This window comes from Streptomyces sp. NPDC016640 (assembly GCF_043076215.1).
Lineage (GTDB): Bacteria > Actinomycetota > Actinomycetes > Streptomycetales > Streptomycetaceae > Streptomyces.
The window spans coordinates 313,520-328,972 of the sequence record NZ_JBIBRG010000003.1 but is presented as its reverse complement, the minus strand read 5'-3'; the positions used below and the strand labels follow the sequence as shown (position 1 = coordinate 328,972).

General features: G+C 74.9%; 13 protein-coding genes. 11 read left to right on the top strand and 2 right to left on the bottom strand.

Annotated features, from left to right (window positions below; translation table 11 throughout):
- The first annotated feature begins 71 nt into the window (after positions 1-71).
- Positions 72-2,945, top strand: coding sequence for an FAD-binding and (Fe-S)-binding domain-containing protein (locus tag ACF07S_RS08345; protein ID WP_391973737.1), 2,874 nt, complete (start codon positions 72-74; stop codon positions 2,943-2,945).
- A gap of 133 nt (positions 2,946-3,078) precedes the next feature.
- Positions 3,079-3,402 carry a GntR family transcriptional regulator gene (locus tag ACF07S_RS08340; RefSeq protein WP_391973736.1) on the top strand — a complete coding sequence of 108 codons (324 nt, stop codon included), beginning with the start codon at positions 3,079-3,081 and terminating at the stop codon, positions 3,400-3,402.
- 73 nt (positions 3,403-3,475) lie between these two features.
- On the opposite strand, the gene ACF07S_RS08335 is transcribed toward ACF07S_RS08340, so the two are convergent.
- Positions 3,476-3,928 carry an NUDIX hydrolase gene (locus tag ACF07S_RS08335; protein ID WP_391963753.1) on the bottom strand — a complete coding sequence of 151 codons (453 nt, stop codon included), beginning with the start codon at positions 3,926-3,928 and terminating at the stop codon, positions 3,476-3,478.
- 291 nt (positions 3,929-4,219) lie between these two features.
- On the opposite strand from ACF07S_RS08335, the gene ACF07S_RS08330 reads away from it, so the two are divergent.
- The 9 genes from ACF07S_RS08330 to ACF07S_RS08290 all read left to right on the top strand — a co-directional run bounded on the left by ACF07S_RS08330 (position 4,220) and on the right by ACF07S_RS08290 (position 14,504).
- Entirely contained in the window at positions 4,220-5,182 is a 963-nt protein-coding gene (locus tag ACF07S_RS08330; protein WP_391973735.1) for a DMT family transporter, read from the top strand.
- Between the two features lie 384 nt (positions 5,183-5,566).
- Positions 5,567-6,367: a TIGR03084 family metal-binding protein gene (locus tag ACF07S_RS08325; protein WP_391963751.1), complete on the top strand. Its 801-nt coding sequence runs from the start codon at positions 5,567-5,569 to the stop codon at positions 6,365-6,367.
- Positions 6,364-8,067, top strand: a complete 1,704-nt coding sequence (locus ACF07S_RS08320) for an acyclic terpene utilization AtuA family protein (protein WP_391973734.1) — start codon at positions 6,364-6,366, stop codon at positions 8,065-8,067. The genes ACF07S_RS08325 and ACF07S_RS08320 overlap by 4 nt, the downstream gene beginning before the upstream one ends.
- 28 nt (positions 8,068-8,095) lie before the next feature.
- Positions 8,096-9,694, top strand: coding sequence for an acyl-CoA carboxylase subunit beta (locus tag ACF07S_RS08315; RefSeq protein ID WP_391973733.1), 1,599 nt, complete (start codon positions 8,096-8,098; stop codon positions 9,692-9,694).
- 5 nt (positions 9,695-9,699) lie between these two features.
- Complete coding sequence (locus ACF07S_RS08310; protein WP_391973732.1) at positions 9,700-11,640, top strand: acetyl/propionyl/methylcrotonyl-CoA carboxylase subunit alpha; 1,941 nt, start codon at positions 9,700-9,702, stop codon at positions 11,638-11,640.
- The gene (locus tag ACF07S_RS08305; protein ID WP_391963747.1) at positions 11,631-12,818 is read left to right on the top strand and encodes an acyl-CoA dehydrogenase family protein; all 1,188 of its coding nucleotides are present in this window, start codon (positions 11,631-11,633) and stop codon (positions 12,816-12,818) included. Before ACF07S_RS08310 ends, ACF07S_RS08305 begins: the two co-directional genes overlap by 10 nt.
- A gap of 41 nt (positions 12,819-12,859) precedes the next feature.
- Positions 12,860-13,171: a hypothetical protein gene (locus ACF07S_RS08300; RefSeq protein WP_391963958.1), complete on the top strand. Its 312-nt coding sequence runs from the start codon at positions 12,860-12,862 to the stop codon at positions 13,169-13,171.
- Positions 13,168-13,902 (top strand): enoyl-CoA hydratase family protein, encoded by a 735-nt coding sequence (locus ACF07S_RS08295; protein WP_391963746.1) that lies wholly within the window; start codon positions 13,168-13,170, stop codon positions 13,900-13,902. Before ACF07S_RS08300 ends, ACF07S_RS08295 begins: the two co-directional genes overlap by 4 nt.
- Positions 13,890-14,504 carry a TetR/AcrR family transcriptional regulator gene (locus ACF07S_RS08290; RefSeq protein ID WP_391963745.1) on the top strand — a complete coding sequence of 205 codons (615 nt, stop codon included), beginning with the start codon at positions 13,890-13,892 and terminating at the stop codon, positions 14,502-14,504. Before ACF07S_RS08295 ends, ACF07S_RS08290 begins: the two co-directional genes overlap by 13 nt.
- 63 nt (positions 14,505-14,567) lie before the next feature.
- Here the strand turns inward: ACF07S_RS08290 and pdxH are convergent, their stop codons facing one another.
- Positions 14,568-15,254, bottom strand: coding sequence for a pyridoxamine 5'-phosphate oxidase (gene pdxH, locus ACF07S_RS08285; RefSeq protein ID WP_391963744.1), 687 nt, complete (start codon positions 15,252-15,254; stop codon positions 14,568-14,570).
- Positions 15,255-15,453 lie beyond the last annotated feature (199 nt).

Genomic DNA, 15,453 nt, shown 5'->3' with positions numbered 1-15,453 from the left:
AGGGGTTGTGCCACATTTTTTCAAGTAGGTTGTCGGCCAAGGGGCGATCGCGACGTGGGCATCCTGAGTGCATGACGGATCTCCGGGAGTTGCGGGCCGCGCTGCGGGCGGCCGTGCGCGGCGAGGTCGACTTCGGTACGACCGCGCGGGCGCTGACCACCATGGACGCCTCCAACTACCGCCGGGTGCCGCTCGGCGTGGTCGCGCCACGGGACGCCGACGACGTGGCGGCGGCCCTGGCGGTGTGCCGGACGCACGGCGTCCCGGTGGTGGCGCGCGGCGGCGGCACGTCGATCGCGGGGCAGGCGACCGGCACCGGTGTGGTGCTCGACTTCACCCGGCACATGAACCGCCTGCTGTCCCTCGACCCGGAGGCACGCACGGCCGTCGTCCAGCCCGGCCTGGTCCTCGACCGCCTCCAGGAGGCCGCCGCCCCGCACGGGCTGTGCTTCGGGCCCGATCCCTCCACGCACAGCCGCTGCACCCTCGGCGGCATGATCGGCAACAACTCCTGCGGCTCCCATTCGGTGGCCTGGGGAACGACGGCGGACAACGTGCGGGAGCTGTCGGTCGTCACCGCGCGCGGGGAGCGCCTCCGGCCGGGGCGGGGCTGGTCCGGGGCCCCGGCGGGCCTGCGGGAACTGGCGGACGCCGAGCCGGCCCGGCTGCGCACCGGCTTCCCGGAGCTGCCCCGCCGCATCTCCGGGTACGCCGTGGACGCCCTCCTGCCGGAGAAGGGCGCCGACGTCGCCCGTTCCCTCTGCGGTTCGGAGGGCACGCTGGGCGTGCTCACGGAGGCGGTCGTGGACCTCGTACGGGCCCCCCGCGCGCGGGCGCTCGCCGTGCTGGGGTACGCCGACGAGAGCGGGGCCGCGGAGGCCGCGGCCGGACTGCTGCCGTGGGGCCCGTTGACCGTGGAGGGCATGGCGGCGGATCTGGTGCCGTCCGCCGCGGGCCTTCCGCGCGGCGGGGCCTGGCTGTTCGTGGAGACCGGCGGGGACACGGTGGCGGAGGCACGCGCGCGTGCGGAGGAGGTCGTCCGCGCGGCGGACGTCGTGGACGCCCTGGTGGTCACCGACCCCGCCCCGCAGCGCGCGCTGTGGCGCGTCCGGGAGGACGCGAGCGGCACGGCGACCAGGATGCCGGACGGCACGGAGGCCTGGCCCGGCTGGGAGGACTGCGCGGTGCCGCCCGCCCGCCTTGGCGCGTATCTGCGGGACTTCCGCGCCCTGCTCGTCTCCCACGGGCTGCGCGGCACTCCGTACGGGCATTTCGGCGACGGCTGCATCCATGTGCGCATCGACTTCGACCTGCTGACCGGGCCGGGCATCGCCGGTTTCCGGCGTTTCTCGGAGGAGCTGGCCGATCTGGTCGTGGCGCACGGCGGTTCCCTCTCCGGGGAGCACGGGGACGGGCAGGCGCGTGCGGAACTGCTGCCGCGGATGTACGGCGCGGAGACGGTCGCCCTCTTCGAACGCGTGAAGGGCGTCTGGGACCCGGACGACCTGCTCAACCCGGGCGTGCTGGTGCGCCCGGCGCCCCTGGACGCCGGCCTCCGCTTCTCCGTCCTCCCGCGCGGACCGGTGGACGTCGCCTTCGGCTATCCCGCCGACGGCGGCGGCTTCCCGGCCGCGGTGCGCCGCTGTGTGGGCGTCGCCAAGTGCCGTACGGCGTCCGTGTCGGGGCCGGCGGTGATGTGCCCGTCGTTCCGGGCGACCGGCGAGGAGGAGCACTCCACGCGCGGGCGCGCCCGTCTGCTGCACGAGATGCTCGCCGGCGAGCTGGTGACCGACGGCTGGCGGTCCACGGAGGTACGGGACGCGCTGGACCTGTGCCTGTCCTGCAAGGGCTGCCGCTCGGACTGCCCGGTCGGGGTCGACATGGCCACGTACAAGGCGGAGTTCCTGCACCACCACTACGCGGGCCGCCGCCGCCCGGCCGCGCACTACGTGATGGGGTGGCTGCCGGTGTGGCTGGGCTGGGTGGCGCGCACGAGGTCGGCGGGGGTCGTGAACGGCCTGGCCTCCGTGGGCCCGCTCGCCCGGGCGGCGAAACGGCTGGGCGGCGTCGCGCGGGAACGGGAGATCCCCCGGGTGGCGGAGGAGCCCTTCACCCGCTGGTGGCGGGGGCGGCGGGCGCCCTCCGGCCAGGGGACGCCGGTGGTCCTCTGGCCGGACACGTTCACGGAGCACCTGTCGCCGTCGGTGGGCCGGGCGGCCGTGCGCGTGCTGGAGGCAGCCGGCCTGCGGGTGACGCTGCCTCCGACGCTGCGGCCGGCCGGGCGCCGCCCGGTGGGCGACGCCCGCTCGCGCTCGGCGCTGTCGCTGCTGACGGTCCGCCGGGGCCGGGTCTGCTGCGGCCTGACGTACATCTCCACGGGCCAGCTCGACCGCGCCCGCGCGGTGCTGCGCCGCACGCTGGATCTGCTGGAACCGGTGCTGGCCACCGACGTCCCGCTGGTCGTCCTGGAACCGAGCTGCGCGGCGGCCCTGCGCACGGACGCACCGGAGCTGCTGCACGACGACCCCCGCGCGGCACGGCTCGCCGCGCGGGTCGTCACCTTCGCGGAGGCCCTGGAGCGGTACGCCCCGGACTGGACCCCGCCGGCCCTGAACCGCCCCGTCGTCGGCCAGACCCACTGCCACCAGCACGCGGTGCTGGGCGACTCGGCGGACCGTGCCCTGCGCGCCGCCGCGGGCCTGAGCGGCGAGCTGAGCGGCGGCTGCTGCGGTCTGGCGGGCAACTTCGGCTTCGAGACCGGCCACTACGAGGTCTCCGCGGCCTGCGCGGAGGACCAGCTCCTGCCGTCGCTGCGGGAGGCGCCGGACGAGGCGGTGCTCCTGGCCGACGGCTTCTCCTGCCGGACGCAGATGGAGCAGCTGGCGGGGGTGCGGGGGAGGCACCTGGCGGAGGTGCTGGCGGCTGCCCTCGACGGAAAGGAGTGAGCAGCCGCCGCCCTTGTGCTCGCACCATGCTCAGATCAGCCGCTCCAGCCTCCGCCCCGGCTCTCCGCCACCCGCGGCGCGTCGGCGAGCGCCCCGGTCAGGCACGCGGCGAGGTGGCGGAGTCCGCCGTGCGGTGTGCCCGGGAGGAGCTCCCGGGCGTGGGCGTGCAGGTCCCTGCCCAGGTCGACGCACGACTCCCGGACTCGACCGCACCCGGCCCGTCCGGCGGCAGGTGGCCGCCGCCGTCTCCGCGCGCATCGCGGACGGCACCTGTCCCGTGGGTGCTCGTGTTCCGCCGGTGGTCGAGTCGTCGGCCCAGTCCGGCATCGCCGCGTCGACCGCCCAGAAGGTGCTGTCCCACCTCAAGGGGGAAGGGCTGATCCGTGCCGAGGTGGGCCTCGGCTCGTTCGTCGCCGAGCGGCCCGAGGGCGACGGCGGAGCGCAGCGCCCGCAGTGACGTCTGTGCGCACGTGCCGGCCGACGCCTGTGCACACGTGCCGGCCGACGTCTGTGCGCACGTGCCGGCGCCCTCAGGGAACCGTCTCGCCCCGTACCAGGGGGCCGCACACCGGCTGGGCGCCCTCGGGGAGGTCGTCCGGGCGGCACCAGCGGGCCTCCAGGATCTCGGAGGGGTCGAGGCGCAGTTCGCCGCCCAGCAGACGGGCCTCGTAGGCCACTTCCAGGCGGGTGCGGAAGCCGCTGTTCAGCATGACCAGGCGGCCCGCCTCGACGTCGAGGCCCGTCTCCTCCCTGACTTCGCGCACCACGGTCCGCCGGAAGTCCTCGCCCTGGTGCGCGAAGCCGCTGGGCAGGCCCCACTGGCGGTCCGGCGGCCACATCCGGTGCCGGAGCAGCAGGACCCGTCCCTCGTCGTCGCGTACGACACCGGTCACCCCGACCACGAACTTGGCGTTCAGCAACCACATGATGCGGCTCTGGACAGGGCGCAGGAGTCGCCAGACACGGGTGAGAAGTCGTCGCACGGGGCCTCGGACGGCGGGAACGGACAAGAGGGGGGCACTGGTGGGAAAGGTACCGTCCCGTGGTCGTCCCGAGGTGGTGCGGCCCACCGGCCGCGCACCCGCCCGGGAGGCGTCGGGTTCGCGTGACGGACGGGGTTGACCGCGCAGGGGCGCGGGCCGCATCGTCAGGTATGTAAGAGCTTCACGGTACTGACTTGGTCCATTACCCTGGACTGTACGGTTCACCGAGTTGCACAATCCACGGAGACGAGCACCCCTGCCCGTCCCCGCACCACGTCCCTGGAAGGCCCCGTGACCACGCCCAGCGCTGCCACCCCCGCCACCCCGGCCGCCCCGCTCGCGACGGGTCGGGGGGACGCGCCCGCGCCGGCCGGTGCCCCGCGCGGGCGGGGTTCCCTCGGCCCGGTCGGACTGGTGCTCGCCGGAGGGATCTCCGTGCAGTTCGGCGGGGCACTGGCGGTGACGCTGATGCCGCGCGCCGGTGCGCTCGGGGTCGTGACGCTGCGGCTGCTGGTGGCGGCGATCGTGCTGATGGTGCTGTGCCGGCCCCGGCTGCGCGGGCACTCGCGCGCCGACTGGGGGACGGTGGTCGTCTTCGGTGTCGCCATGGCCGCGATGAACGGGCTCTTCTACCAGTCCGTCGCCCGCATCCCGCTCGGTCCGGCGGTCACGCTGGAGGTCCTCGGTCCGCTGGCCCTGTCCGTGCTGGCCTCCCGGCGCGCGGTCAACCTCCTCTGGGCGGCCCTCGCCCTCGCCGGTGTCTTCCTCCTGGGCGGCGGCGGCTTCAGCGGTCTCGACCCCCTGGGCGTCGCCTTCGCCCTGGGCGCCGGGGCCATGTGGGCGGCGTACATCGTCTTCAGCGCCCGTACGGGCCGCCGCTTCCCGCAGGCCGACGGGCTGGCCCTCGCGATGGCGGTGGCGGCGGTGCTGTTCCTGCCGCTGGGCATCGTCGAATCCGGTACGAAGCTGCTCGACCCGACGGTCCTCGCCCTGGGCGCGGCGGTCGCGCTGCTGTCCTCGGTGCTCCCGTACACCCTGGAACTGCTGGCCCTGCGCCGCCTGCCCGCCTCCACCTTCGCGATCCTGATGAGCCTGGAACCGGCCCTCGCCGCGACCGCCGGCTTCCTGATCCTCGACCAGACCCTCTCCACCCCGGAGGCCGCCGCCATCGCCCTGGTCATCGCGGCCAGCATGGGAGCGGTGCGGACCCAGGTGGGGCGGGGGCGCGCGAAGGGGGCGGGGGCCGGCCCCTGACGGTCGCCGGGCGCGGCGGGGCGCGCCAGGTCTCCGGGCGGCCCGAGCAGGACCCCTCTCCGGGCGGCCCGAGTAGGCACCCTCTCCGGGCGGCCCGAGCAGGCACCCCCTCCGGGCCGCCTCCCGCTCGCCCTCCGGGAGCGTGGACGCCCGCCGGGGTCCGACCGCGGGTACGGACCGAAGTGCCCGGTGCACGGGCTCTGCCCAGGGGGCCGCGGGGGTGCCGGGTGTACGCGGCGTCGGCCGAGTCCACGGAGCGCGGGCCGCACCGTCCCCTCCACATTTCATGCAAGCACGCTTGCTTGTTTCTCGGCCCGCTGCCATGCTCCAGGCAGCCGCGCCGGACACCGCCGTGTCCGTGCCCGTGTCCGAGGGGAGTGCCCCGTGCCCGATCCGACGCCCGTGATCGACGATCTGCGTGAGGAGAGCGAGGAGCTCGACCGGCTGGTGGCCGGGCTGGACGCGCAGCGGTGGACGCTGCGGACGCCCGCCCCGGGCTGGAGCGTGGCCCACCAGATCGCCCACCTCGTCTGGACCGACCACTGCGCCCTGCTCGCCGTCACCGACGCGGACGGGTTCCGGGCGCTGGCGGAGAAGGCCCTCGCCGCCCCGCACACCTTCGTGGACGAGGGCGCCGAGGCGTACGCGCGGCTCGCGCCCGCCGAACTGCTCGCGCGGTGGCGCGAGGGGCGCGCCGCGCTGGAGAAGGCGCTGCGCTCGGGGCCGCCCGGGGCGCGCTTCCCCTGGTACGGGCCGCCCATGTCCGCCGCCTCGATGGCCACCGCCCGTCTCATGGAGACCTGGGCCCATGGGCTGGACGTGGCGGACACGCTCGGTGTGGTGCGGCCACCCAGCGCGCGGCTCAGGCATGTGGCGTGGCTCGGGGTGCGCACCAGGGACTTCGCCTTCGGGGTGCATGGACTCACCCCGCCCGCCGGCCCCTTCCGGGTCGAACTCGTCGCACCGGGCGGCGGTGAGCCGTGGGTCCACGGACCCGAGGACGCCCCCCAGCGCGTCACCGGCCCCGCCCTCGACTTCTGCCTCCTGGTCACCCGGCGCGCCCACCGCGCGGATCTCGCCCTCACCGCCGAGGGCCCCGACGCCGACCGCTGGCTCGACATCGCCCAGGCCTTCGCCGGCCCGCCCGGGGACGGACGCGCGCCGAAGGGGGACACCGCGCGGTGACCGCGACACCCCTGCGCATCGGGAACTTCTCCGGCTTCTACGGCGACCGCCTCGACGCCCTGCGCGAGATGCTCACCGGCGGCGGGGTCGACGTCCTCACCGGCGACTACCTCGCCGAGCCGACCATGCTCGTCCTCGCCCGCGACCGGCTGAAGGACCCCTCCGCCGGATACGCCCGCACCTTCCCGCGGCAGCTGGCGGACTGCCTCGGCCTCGTCCACGAGCGGGGCGTGCGCATCGTCACCAACGCGGGCGGGCTCAACCCGGCCGGGGCCGCCGACGCCGTGCGGAAGCTGGCCGGGCGGCTCGGGATCCCGGTACGGGTCGCCCACGTCGAGGGCGACGACCTCACCGCGCGGTACCCCGGCAGCCTCGCCGCCCACGCCTACCTCGGCGGGTTCGGGATCGCCGCCTGTCTGCGCGCGGGCGCCGACATCGTGGTGACCGGGCGGGTCACCGACGCGGCCCTCGTCACCGGGCCCGCCGCCGCCCACTTCGGCTGGGCGGCGACGGACCACGACCGGCTCGCGGGGGCCGTCGTCGCCGGACACGTGCTGGAGTGCGGGACACAGGCCACCGGCGGCAACTACGCCTTCTTCAACGACGGCAGGGAATCCGGGGCCTTCGCGGGTCTGCGGCGGCCCGGGTTCCCGCTCGCCGAGATCCACGCCGACGGCAGCAGCGTCATCACCAAGCATCCCGGCACCGGCGGCTTCGTCGACACCGGCACCGTCACCGCCCAGCTGCTGTACGAGACGGGCGGTGCCCGGTACGCCGGGCCCGACGTCACCGCCCGGCTGGACACCGTACGGCTCGGCCGGGACGGCCCCGACCGGGTGCGCGTCGAGGGGGTCCGGGGGGAGCCCCCGCCGCCGACGCTGAAGGTGGGGCTCAACCGGCCCGGCGGTTTCCGGGGCGAGGTCGTGTTCGTCCTGACCGGGCTCGACATCGAGGCCAAGGCGGCGCTGGTGCGGGAGCAGATGGCGGACGCGCTCGCCGGGGCGCCGCCCGCCGAGGTGCGCTGGAACCTGGCGCGCACCGACCGTCCCGACGCCGGCACCGAGGAGACCGCGAGCGCCCTGCTGCGGCTCGTCGTACGGGATCCGGCGCGGGAGGCGGTCGGGCGGGCGCTGAGCGGGGCCGCCGTCGAGCTGGCGCTGGGGAGCTACCCCGGATTCCATGTGCTGGCGCCACCGGGGAAGGGCTCCCTCTATGGGGTCTTCGAGGCTGTGTACGTCCCCCATGGTGACGTCGACCATGTGGCCGTCCTCCACGACGGACGCCGGATCGCCGTGGACCCGCCCACCGACACCGCCGCACTCGACGACGCACCGGAGCCCGCCCTCCCCGAGCCGCTGCCCGCGGGACCCGCGCGAAGAGCGCCGCTCGGCCTCGTCGCCGGTGCCCGCAGCGGGGACAAGGGCGGGAACGCCAACGTCGGGGTGTGGGTCCGCGGCGACGACGCCTGGCGGTGGCTCGCGCACGAGCTGACCGCGGAGCGGTTCCGGAAGCTGATCCCCGAAGCCGCCCACCTGCCCGTCACCCGGCACGTGCTGCCCCGCCTGCGCGCCCTGAACTTCGTCGTCGAGGGGATCCTCGGCGAGGGCGCCGCCGCGCGGGCCCGCTTCGATCCGCAGGCCAAGGCGCTCGGCGAATGGCTGCGCTCCCGGCACCTCGACATCCCGGAGGTCCTGCTGTGACGCTCCCGCACATCCCGGAGGCCCCGCTGTGACGCTCCTCGGATCCGCCCTGGACACGGCCGGCCCCGAGTACCGGGAACACCGCGAGGCCATGCTCGCCAAGCTGGCCGAACTCGACGCCGAGCACGCCAAGGCCCTCGCGGGCGGCGGCGCCACGTACGTGGAGCGGCACCGCGGACGCGGCAAGCTCCTCGCCCGCGAGCGCGTCGAGCTGCTCCTCGACCCCGACACGCCCTTCCTGGAACTGTCCCCGCTGGCCGCCTGGGGGAGCGAGTACGCGGTCGGCGCCTCCCTGGTCACCGGCATCGGTGTCGTCGAGGGCGTGGAGTGCCTGATCACCGCCAACGACCCGACCGTGCGCGGCGGTGCCGGCAACCCGTGGAGCCTGCGGAAGACCCTGCGCGCCGACGACATCGCGCTCGCCAACCGGCTGCCCGTGATCAGCCTGGTGGAGTCCGGCGGCGCCGACCTGCCCTCGCAGAAGGAGATCTTCGTCCCGGGCGGCGCGATCTTCCGGGACCTGACCCGGCTGTCGGCGGCCGGCATCCCGACGATCGCCGTCGTCTTCGGCAACTCCACCGCCGGAGGCGCGTACGTCCCCGGCATGTCCGACCACGTGATCATGGTCAGGGAGCGGGCGAAGGTGTTCCTCGGCGGTCCGCCGCTGGTGAGGATGGCCACCGGGGAGGAGAGCGACGAGGAGTCCCTGGGCGGCGCCGAGATGCACGCGCGCGTGTCGGGCCTCGCCGATCACCTCGCCGTCGACGAGCGGGACGCGCTCCGCCTGGCCCGCCGGGTCGTCGCCCGGCTGAACCACCGCAAGGCGTACGCCGATCCGGGACCGGCCGCCCCGCCCGAGTACGACGAGGACGAACTCCTCGGCATCGTCCCCGGCGACCTCCGGATCCCCTTCGACCCGCGCGAGGTCATCGCGCGGATCGTCGACGCCTCCGACTTCGACGAGTTCAAGCCGCTGTACGGGGCCGGCCTGACCACCGGCTGGGCGACCCTGCACGGCTATCCCGTCGGCATCCTCGCCAACGCCCGGGGGGTCCTCTTCAGCGAGGAGTCCCAGAAGGCCGCCCAGTTCGTCCAGCTCGCCAACCAGCGCGACATCCCGCTCCTCTTCCTGCACAACACCACCGGCTACATGGTCGGCCGGGAGTACGAGCAGGGCGGCATCATCAAGCACGGCGCGATGATGATCAACGCGGTGAGCAACTCGCGCGTCCCGCACCTGTCCGTCCTCATGGGCGCCTCCTACGGCGCCGGGCACTACGGCATGTGCGGGCGCGCGTACGACCCGCGGTTCCTGTTCTCCTGGCCCGGCGCCAAGTCCGCCGTCATGGGCCCCCAGCAGCTCGCCGGGGTGCTCTCCATCGTCGCCCGGCAGTCGGCGGCGGCGAAGGGGCGGCCGTACGACGACGAGGCGGACGCGGCGCTGCGCACCATGGTGGAGCGGCAGATCGAGTCCGAGTCGCTGCCCCTGTTCCTCTCCGGGCGGCTGTACGACGACGGCGTCATCGACCCGCGCGACACCCGCACCGTCCTCGGCCTGTGCCTGTCGGCCGTCCACACCGCGCCCTACGAGGGCGCGCGCGGTGGCTTCGGCGTCTTCCGGATGTGAGGCCCGTGATTACTTCCGTACTGGTGGCGAACCGGGGCGAGATCGCCTGCCGCATCGCCCGCACCTGCCGTGAGCTGGGAATCCGGACGGTCGCCGTCCACTCGGACGCCGACGAGAACGCCCGCCACGCGCGCCTGGCGGACACGGCGGTACGACTCCCGGGGGCGGCGCCCGCCGACACGTACCTGCGCGGCGACCTGATCGTGAGGGCCGCCCGCGCGGCCGGCGCGGACGCCGTGCACCCCGGCTACGGCTTCCTCTCCGAGAACGCCGGCTTCGCGCGTGCCGTCCAGGACGCCGGCCTGGTGTGGATCGGGCCGCCCCCGGAGGCGATCGAGGCGATGGCGTCCAAGACGCGCGCCAAGGAGCTGATGGGGATCGAGCCCCTGCGCGAGGTCACCGGGGCCGATCTGCCGGTGCTGGTGAAGGCGGCGGCGGGCGGCGGCGGGCGCGGGATGCGCGTCGTACGGCGCCTCGCGGACCTGGACGGCGCACTGGCCGCCGCCCGCGCGGAGGCCGCGAGCGCCTTCGGCGACGGCGAGGTGTTCGTCGAGCCGTACCTCGGCGGTGACGCGGGCGGACGCCACGTCGAGGTGCAGATCCTCGCCGACGCGCACGGCACGGTGTGGGCGCTCGGCACCCGCGACTGCTCCCTCCAGCGCCGCCACCAGAAGGTGATCGAGGAGGCCCCGGCACCCGGGCTGACCGCGCGGCTCACCGAGGAACTCCACGCCCTCGCCGTACGCGCCGCGGGTGCCGTCTCCTACGTCGGCGCCGGCACCGTGGAGTTCCTCGTCGCCGGCGGCCGGGCGCACTTCCTGGAGATGAACACCCGCCTCCAGGTGGAACACCCGGTGACGGAGGCCGTGTTCGGTGTCGATCTCGTCGCCGAGCAGATCCGCGTCGCCGAGGGCCACGCCCTGGACGACGACCCGCCACGCCCGCGTGGACACGCCGTGGAGGCCCGCCTCTACGCCGAGGACCCGGCCAGGGAGTGGGCGCCGCAGACCGGCCGTCTGCACCGCCTCGCCGTCCCCGGCTCCGTGCGCCTGGACACCGGCTGCACGGACGGCGACGACATCGGCGTCCACTACGACCCCCTGATCGCCAAGGCCGTCGCCCACGCGCCCACCCGCGCGGAGGCGATCCGCAAGCTGGCCTCGGCACTGGACCGCGCGGTGATCCACGGCCCCGTCACCAACCGGGACCTCCTCGTCCGCTCCCTGCGGCACGAGGAGTTCACGGAAGGCCGCATGGACACCGGCTTCTACGACCGGCACCTGCCCGAACTGACCGCACCGGCCCCGGACCCGCACGCCCCGCTCGCCGCCGCCCTCGCCGACGCCCACGGCCGCTCCCGCTTCGGCGGCTGGCGCAACCTGCCCGCACAACCGCAGATCAAGCGGTACGCGATGGCGGGCGAGGAGCACGAGGTCCGCTACCGGCACACGCGCGAGGGCCTCGAGGCCGACACCGCCCGCGTGACACACGTGGACGCCGGTCTCGTGATCCTCGAAGTGGACGGCGTACGCCGCCGCTACGAGGTCAGCCGCTACGGCGACCGGGTGTACGTGGGCGCCACCGCCCTCACCGCCCTGCCCCGCTTCCCCGCCCCCACCACCCGGCACGCCCCCGGTTCCCTCCTGGCCCCCATGCCGGGCACGGTCGTCCGCCTCGCCGAGGGCCTGACCGAGGGCGCCGCGGTGGAGGCCGGACAACCCCTCCTCTGGCTGGAGGCGATGAAGATGCAGCACAGGATCACGGCCCCGGCCACGGGGACGCTGAGCGCCCTCCACGCGACACCGGGACAGCAGGTGGAGGTCGGTGCCCTCCTGGCGGTCGTGGAGGAAACCCCCCAGGAGCGCGGGGAACCGCGTGGGCGACCCCGGCGACCCCCCTCCGCACGACGCGAAGCCCCTTCCTCCCAGGAGCGCCCATGCCCGTGATCGAATCAGAGGAGCACCAGGCCCTCCGAGCGGCCGTGGCCGCCCTGGGCACCAAATACGGCCGCGCCTACATCACCCGCACCATCGCCGGGGGCGACCCCCCGGAAGAACTCTGGCGAGAGGCCGCCGAGCTCGGCTACCTGGGCGTCAGCCTGCCGGAGGCATACGGCGGCGGAGGCGGCGGGATCTGCGAACTCTCCATCGTCCTGGAGGAACTCGGCGCAGCCGGCTGCCCGCTCCTCCTGCTGGTGGTCTCACCGGCGATCTGCGGCACGGTGATCGCCCGGTTCGGCACCGAGAACCAGAAACGGGAGTGGCTCCCGGCGCTGGCCGACGGCACCCGCACCATGGCCTTCGGCATCACCGAGCCCGACGCCGGCTCCAACAGCCACCGCATCACCACGACGGCACGCAAGGACGGCACCGACTGGCTCCTCACCGGCCGCAAGGTCTTCGTCAGCGGCGTCGACATCGCCGACGCCACCCTCGTCGTCGGCCGCACGCAGGACGCCCGTACCGGACGCCTCAAGCCCTGCCTGTTCATCGTCCCGCGCGACACCCCCGGGTTCGAGCGCCACAAGATCGACATGGAACTCACCGCCGTCGAGAAGCAGTTCGAGCTGATCCTCGACGACGTGCGGCTGCCCGCCGACGCGCTCGTCGGCGGGGGCGCCTCCCACGCCTCCGGCCGCGGGGGAGAGGACGCGGGCCTGCTCCAGCTCTTCGCCGGTCTCAACCCCGAACGCGTCATGACCGCCGCGTTCGCGATCGGCATGGGCCGTTACGCGCTCGCCCGCGCCGTCGAGTACGCGCGCGAGCGCACGGTGTGGGACGCCCCCATCGGCTCCCACCAGGCGATCGCCCATCCCCTCGCCCAGGCGCACATCGACCTCGAACTGGCCCGCCTGATGATGCAGAAGGCCGCCCACCTCTACGACGCCGGTGACGACACGGGCGCGGGCGAGGCCGCCAACATGGCCAAGTACGCGGCCGGCGAGGCCTGTGTGAGGGCGGTCGACCAGGCCGTGCACACCCTCGGCGGCAACGGCCTCACCCGCGAGTTCGGCCTCGCGTCGCTGATCACGTCCGCGCGCGTGTCCCGCATCGCCCCGGTGAGCCGGGAGATGATCCTCAACTACGTCGCCCACCGGACCCTGGGCCTCCCCAAGTCGTACTAGTGCCGCGTCGGCCAGGCCCGTACGGCCGTCCTGGAGGAACCGTGTCCCGCAGCGAGTACGCAGACGTCGAGCCCGTCGGACTCCCCCTCCACGACGCGGTGCCCGCCCGGGCCGCCGGGTCCGGGAGCACCCCGGCACCGGCCGGCGGCACCGCCCTCGCCCACGAGCAGGCCGGCCGGTTCCCCCGGCGGGCCGCCGCGCCCGCCGGGGGCGAGGTCATGACGTACGTCGCCGAACGCGTCGCCCCGTACGAGCGGGTGCGGCACGTCACCTCCACCGACGGCGTCCCGCGCGCCGCCTCCGGAAAGATCCCGCGCCGTGGACTCCGCACGGCCCGCGGGGAGCCCTCGTGACCCCGATCGGCCGCACACGCGTGCGGGGCGTCGAAACGCTCTCCCTCGACGCCCCGCACCACCGCAACGCCCTGTCCGCCGCCCTCGTCGGCGAACTGTCCGACGCGCTGAGCGACGCGGGCGGGGACACCGGCGTCCGCGCGGTGGTCCTCACCCACACCGGCACCACCTTCAGCGCGGGCGCGGACCTGCGCGATCCCCCCGCCCCCGAGGCACTGGCGGACCTGCTGCGGCAGATCGTCGAGCTGCCGAAACCGGTCCTCGCGCGGGTCACCGGGCACGTCCGCGCGGGCGGCCTCGGCCTGCTCGCGGCCTGCGACGTCGCCGTCGCCTCCCGCGCGGCGACGTTCGCCTTCACCGAGGTCCGCATCGGGGTCGCGCCCGCCGTGATCTCGCTGCCGCTGCTGCCCCGCACCGACCCGCGCGCGCTGGCCCGCTACTGCCTCACCGGGGAGCGCCTCGACACCGCCGAGGCCGCCCGCATCGGCCTGCTCACCGCTGCCGGCGACGACGTGGACGAGATCCTCGCGCCGATCCTCGACGGGCTGCGCAGGGCCGCCCCCGAAGCCCTGGCCGAGACGAAACGGCTGCTCACGGCTAAGGTGCTGCAGACCTTCGACCGGGACGCGGCCGACCTGACCGCGCTCTCGGCGCGCCTCTTCGCCTCCGCCCACGCGCGCGAGGGGATGACGGCCTTCCTCGAACGACGGGATCCGCAATGGGTGGTGTGAGCACGGCCGACCGTGCGGAACGAGTTCCCAAGCAGGACCGCAGCCGGGCCACCCGGCAGCGGCTCCTGGAGGCCGCCGTGGCCTGCCTCGCGGAACACGGCTGGGCGGGCTCCACGGTCTCCGTCGTCGCCGAACGCGCCGGCGTCTCCCGGGGGGCCGCCCAGCACCACTTCCCGACCCGTGAGGACCTCTTCACGGCCGCCGTCGAGTACGTCGCCGAGGAGCGCTCCACCGCCCTGCGCGCCCTCTTCCCGGAGGGCGCCGCGGCCGGCGACCGCCGCGCGGTGATCGCCGCCCTCGTCGGCCTCTACACCGGCCCCGTCTTCCGCGCGGCGCTCCACCTCTGGGTCGCCGCCTCCAACGAGGAACAGCTGCGCCCGCGCGTGACCGAGCTGGAGCTGCGCGTCGGCCGCGAGTCCCACCGCACCGCCGTCGAACTCCTCGGCGCCGACGAGTCCCGCCCCGGCGTCCGCGAAACCGTCCAGGGCCTCCTCGACATGGCCCGGGGCCTGGGCCTCGCCAACCTCCTCACCGACGACGGGGCCCGCCGGGAGCGGGTGGTGGCGCAGTGGGCGGCGCTGCTGGAGGAAGCGCTGGACTGAGGCGCCCCCCGGGCCGCCGGCCGCCGGCGCACGGGGTGCGCCCGCACGGGGAGGGAGCCCGCGTCACGGGGCGAGCCGTTCCACCCGCCAGCCCCCGCCCGCCCCGGCGACGTACCGCAGGCGGTCGTGCAGCCGGTTCTCCCTGCCCTGCCAGAACTCCACCTCCCGCGGGGTCACCCGGAAGCCGCCCCAGTGCGGTGGCACCGGTACCCGCTCGTGCTCCGGGTAGCGGGCCACCAGGTCGGCGTAGGACGCGTCGAGCTCCGCGCGGCCGGCGATCACCGAGGACTGGCCGCTGGCCCACGCGCCCAGCTGGGAGCCGTGCGGACGGGTACGGAAGTAGGCGGCCGTCTCGTCGCGGCCGGTGCGGCGCGCGGTGCCGGTGACGATGACCTGCCGGGCCATCGGATGCCAGGGGAACAGCAGCGAGACGTGCGGGTTCTCGGCCAGGTCACGGGCCTTGCGGGAGCCGTAGTTCGTGTAGAAGACGAACCCGTCGCCGTCGAAGTGCTTCAGCAGCACCGTGCGCGAGCTGGGCCGTCCCTCCGCGTCCGCCGTGGAGACGATCATGGCATTCGGTTCGAACAGCCCACCGTCCGTCGCGGCCTGTCCGAACCAGCGCGCGAACTGCTCGACGGGAGTGGCGGCCAGGTCGGTCTCGGAGAGCCCCTCGGTCCGGTACTGCTTGCGCATCGAGGCGGGATCGAGGGGGACGGCGTCTCGGTCGGTCACGCCGTCATCCTGCCGCATGCGCGAAGCCCTGGGGAGAGCGGTGTCCTTCGTCACGTGGTGGCACTGAGTGCCGCGACCTCTCCCCAAAGATGGCACCCGGGGATATCGTGCTGGCACTGATCCGGTTGGGTGACCGCCGACCGGGCATCACAGGGGTGACGCCCCGGACCGCGAGTCCGTTCGAACGGACCGTGGATCCACCGGACGTGCGCCGCCG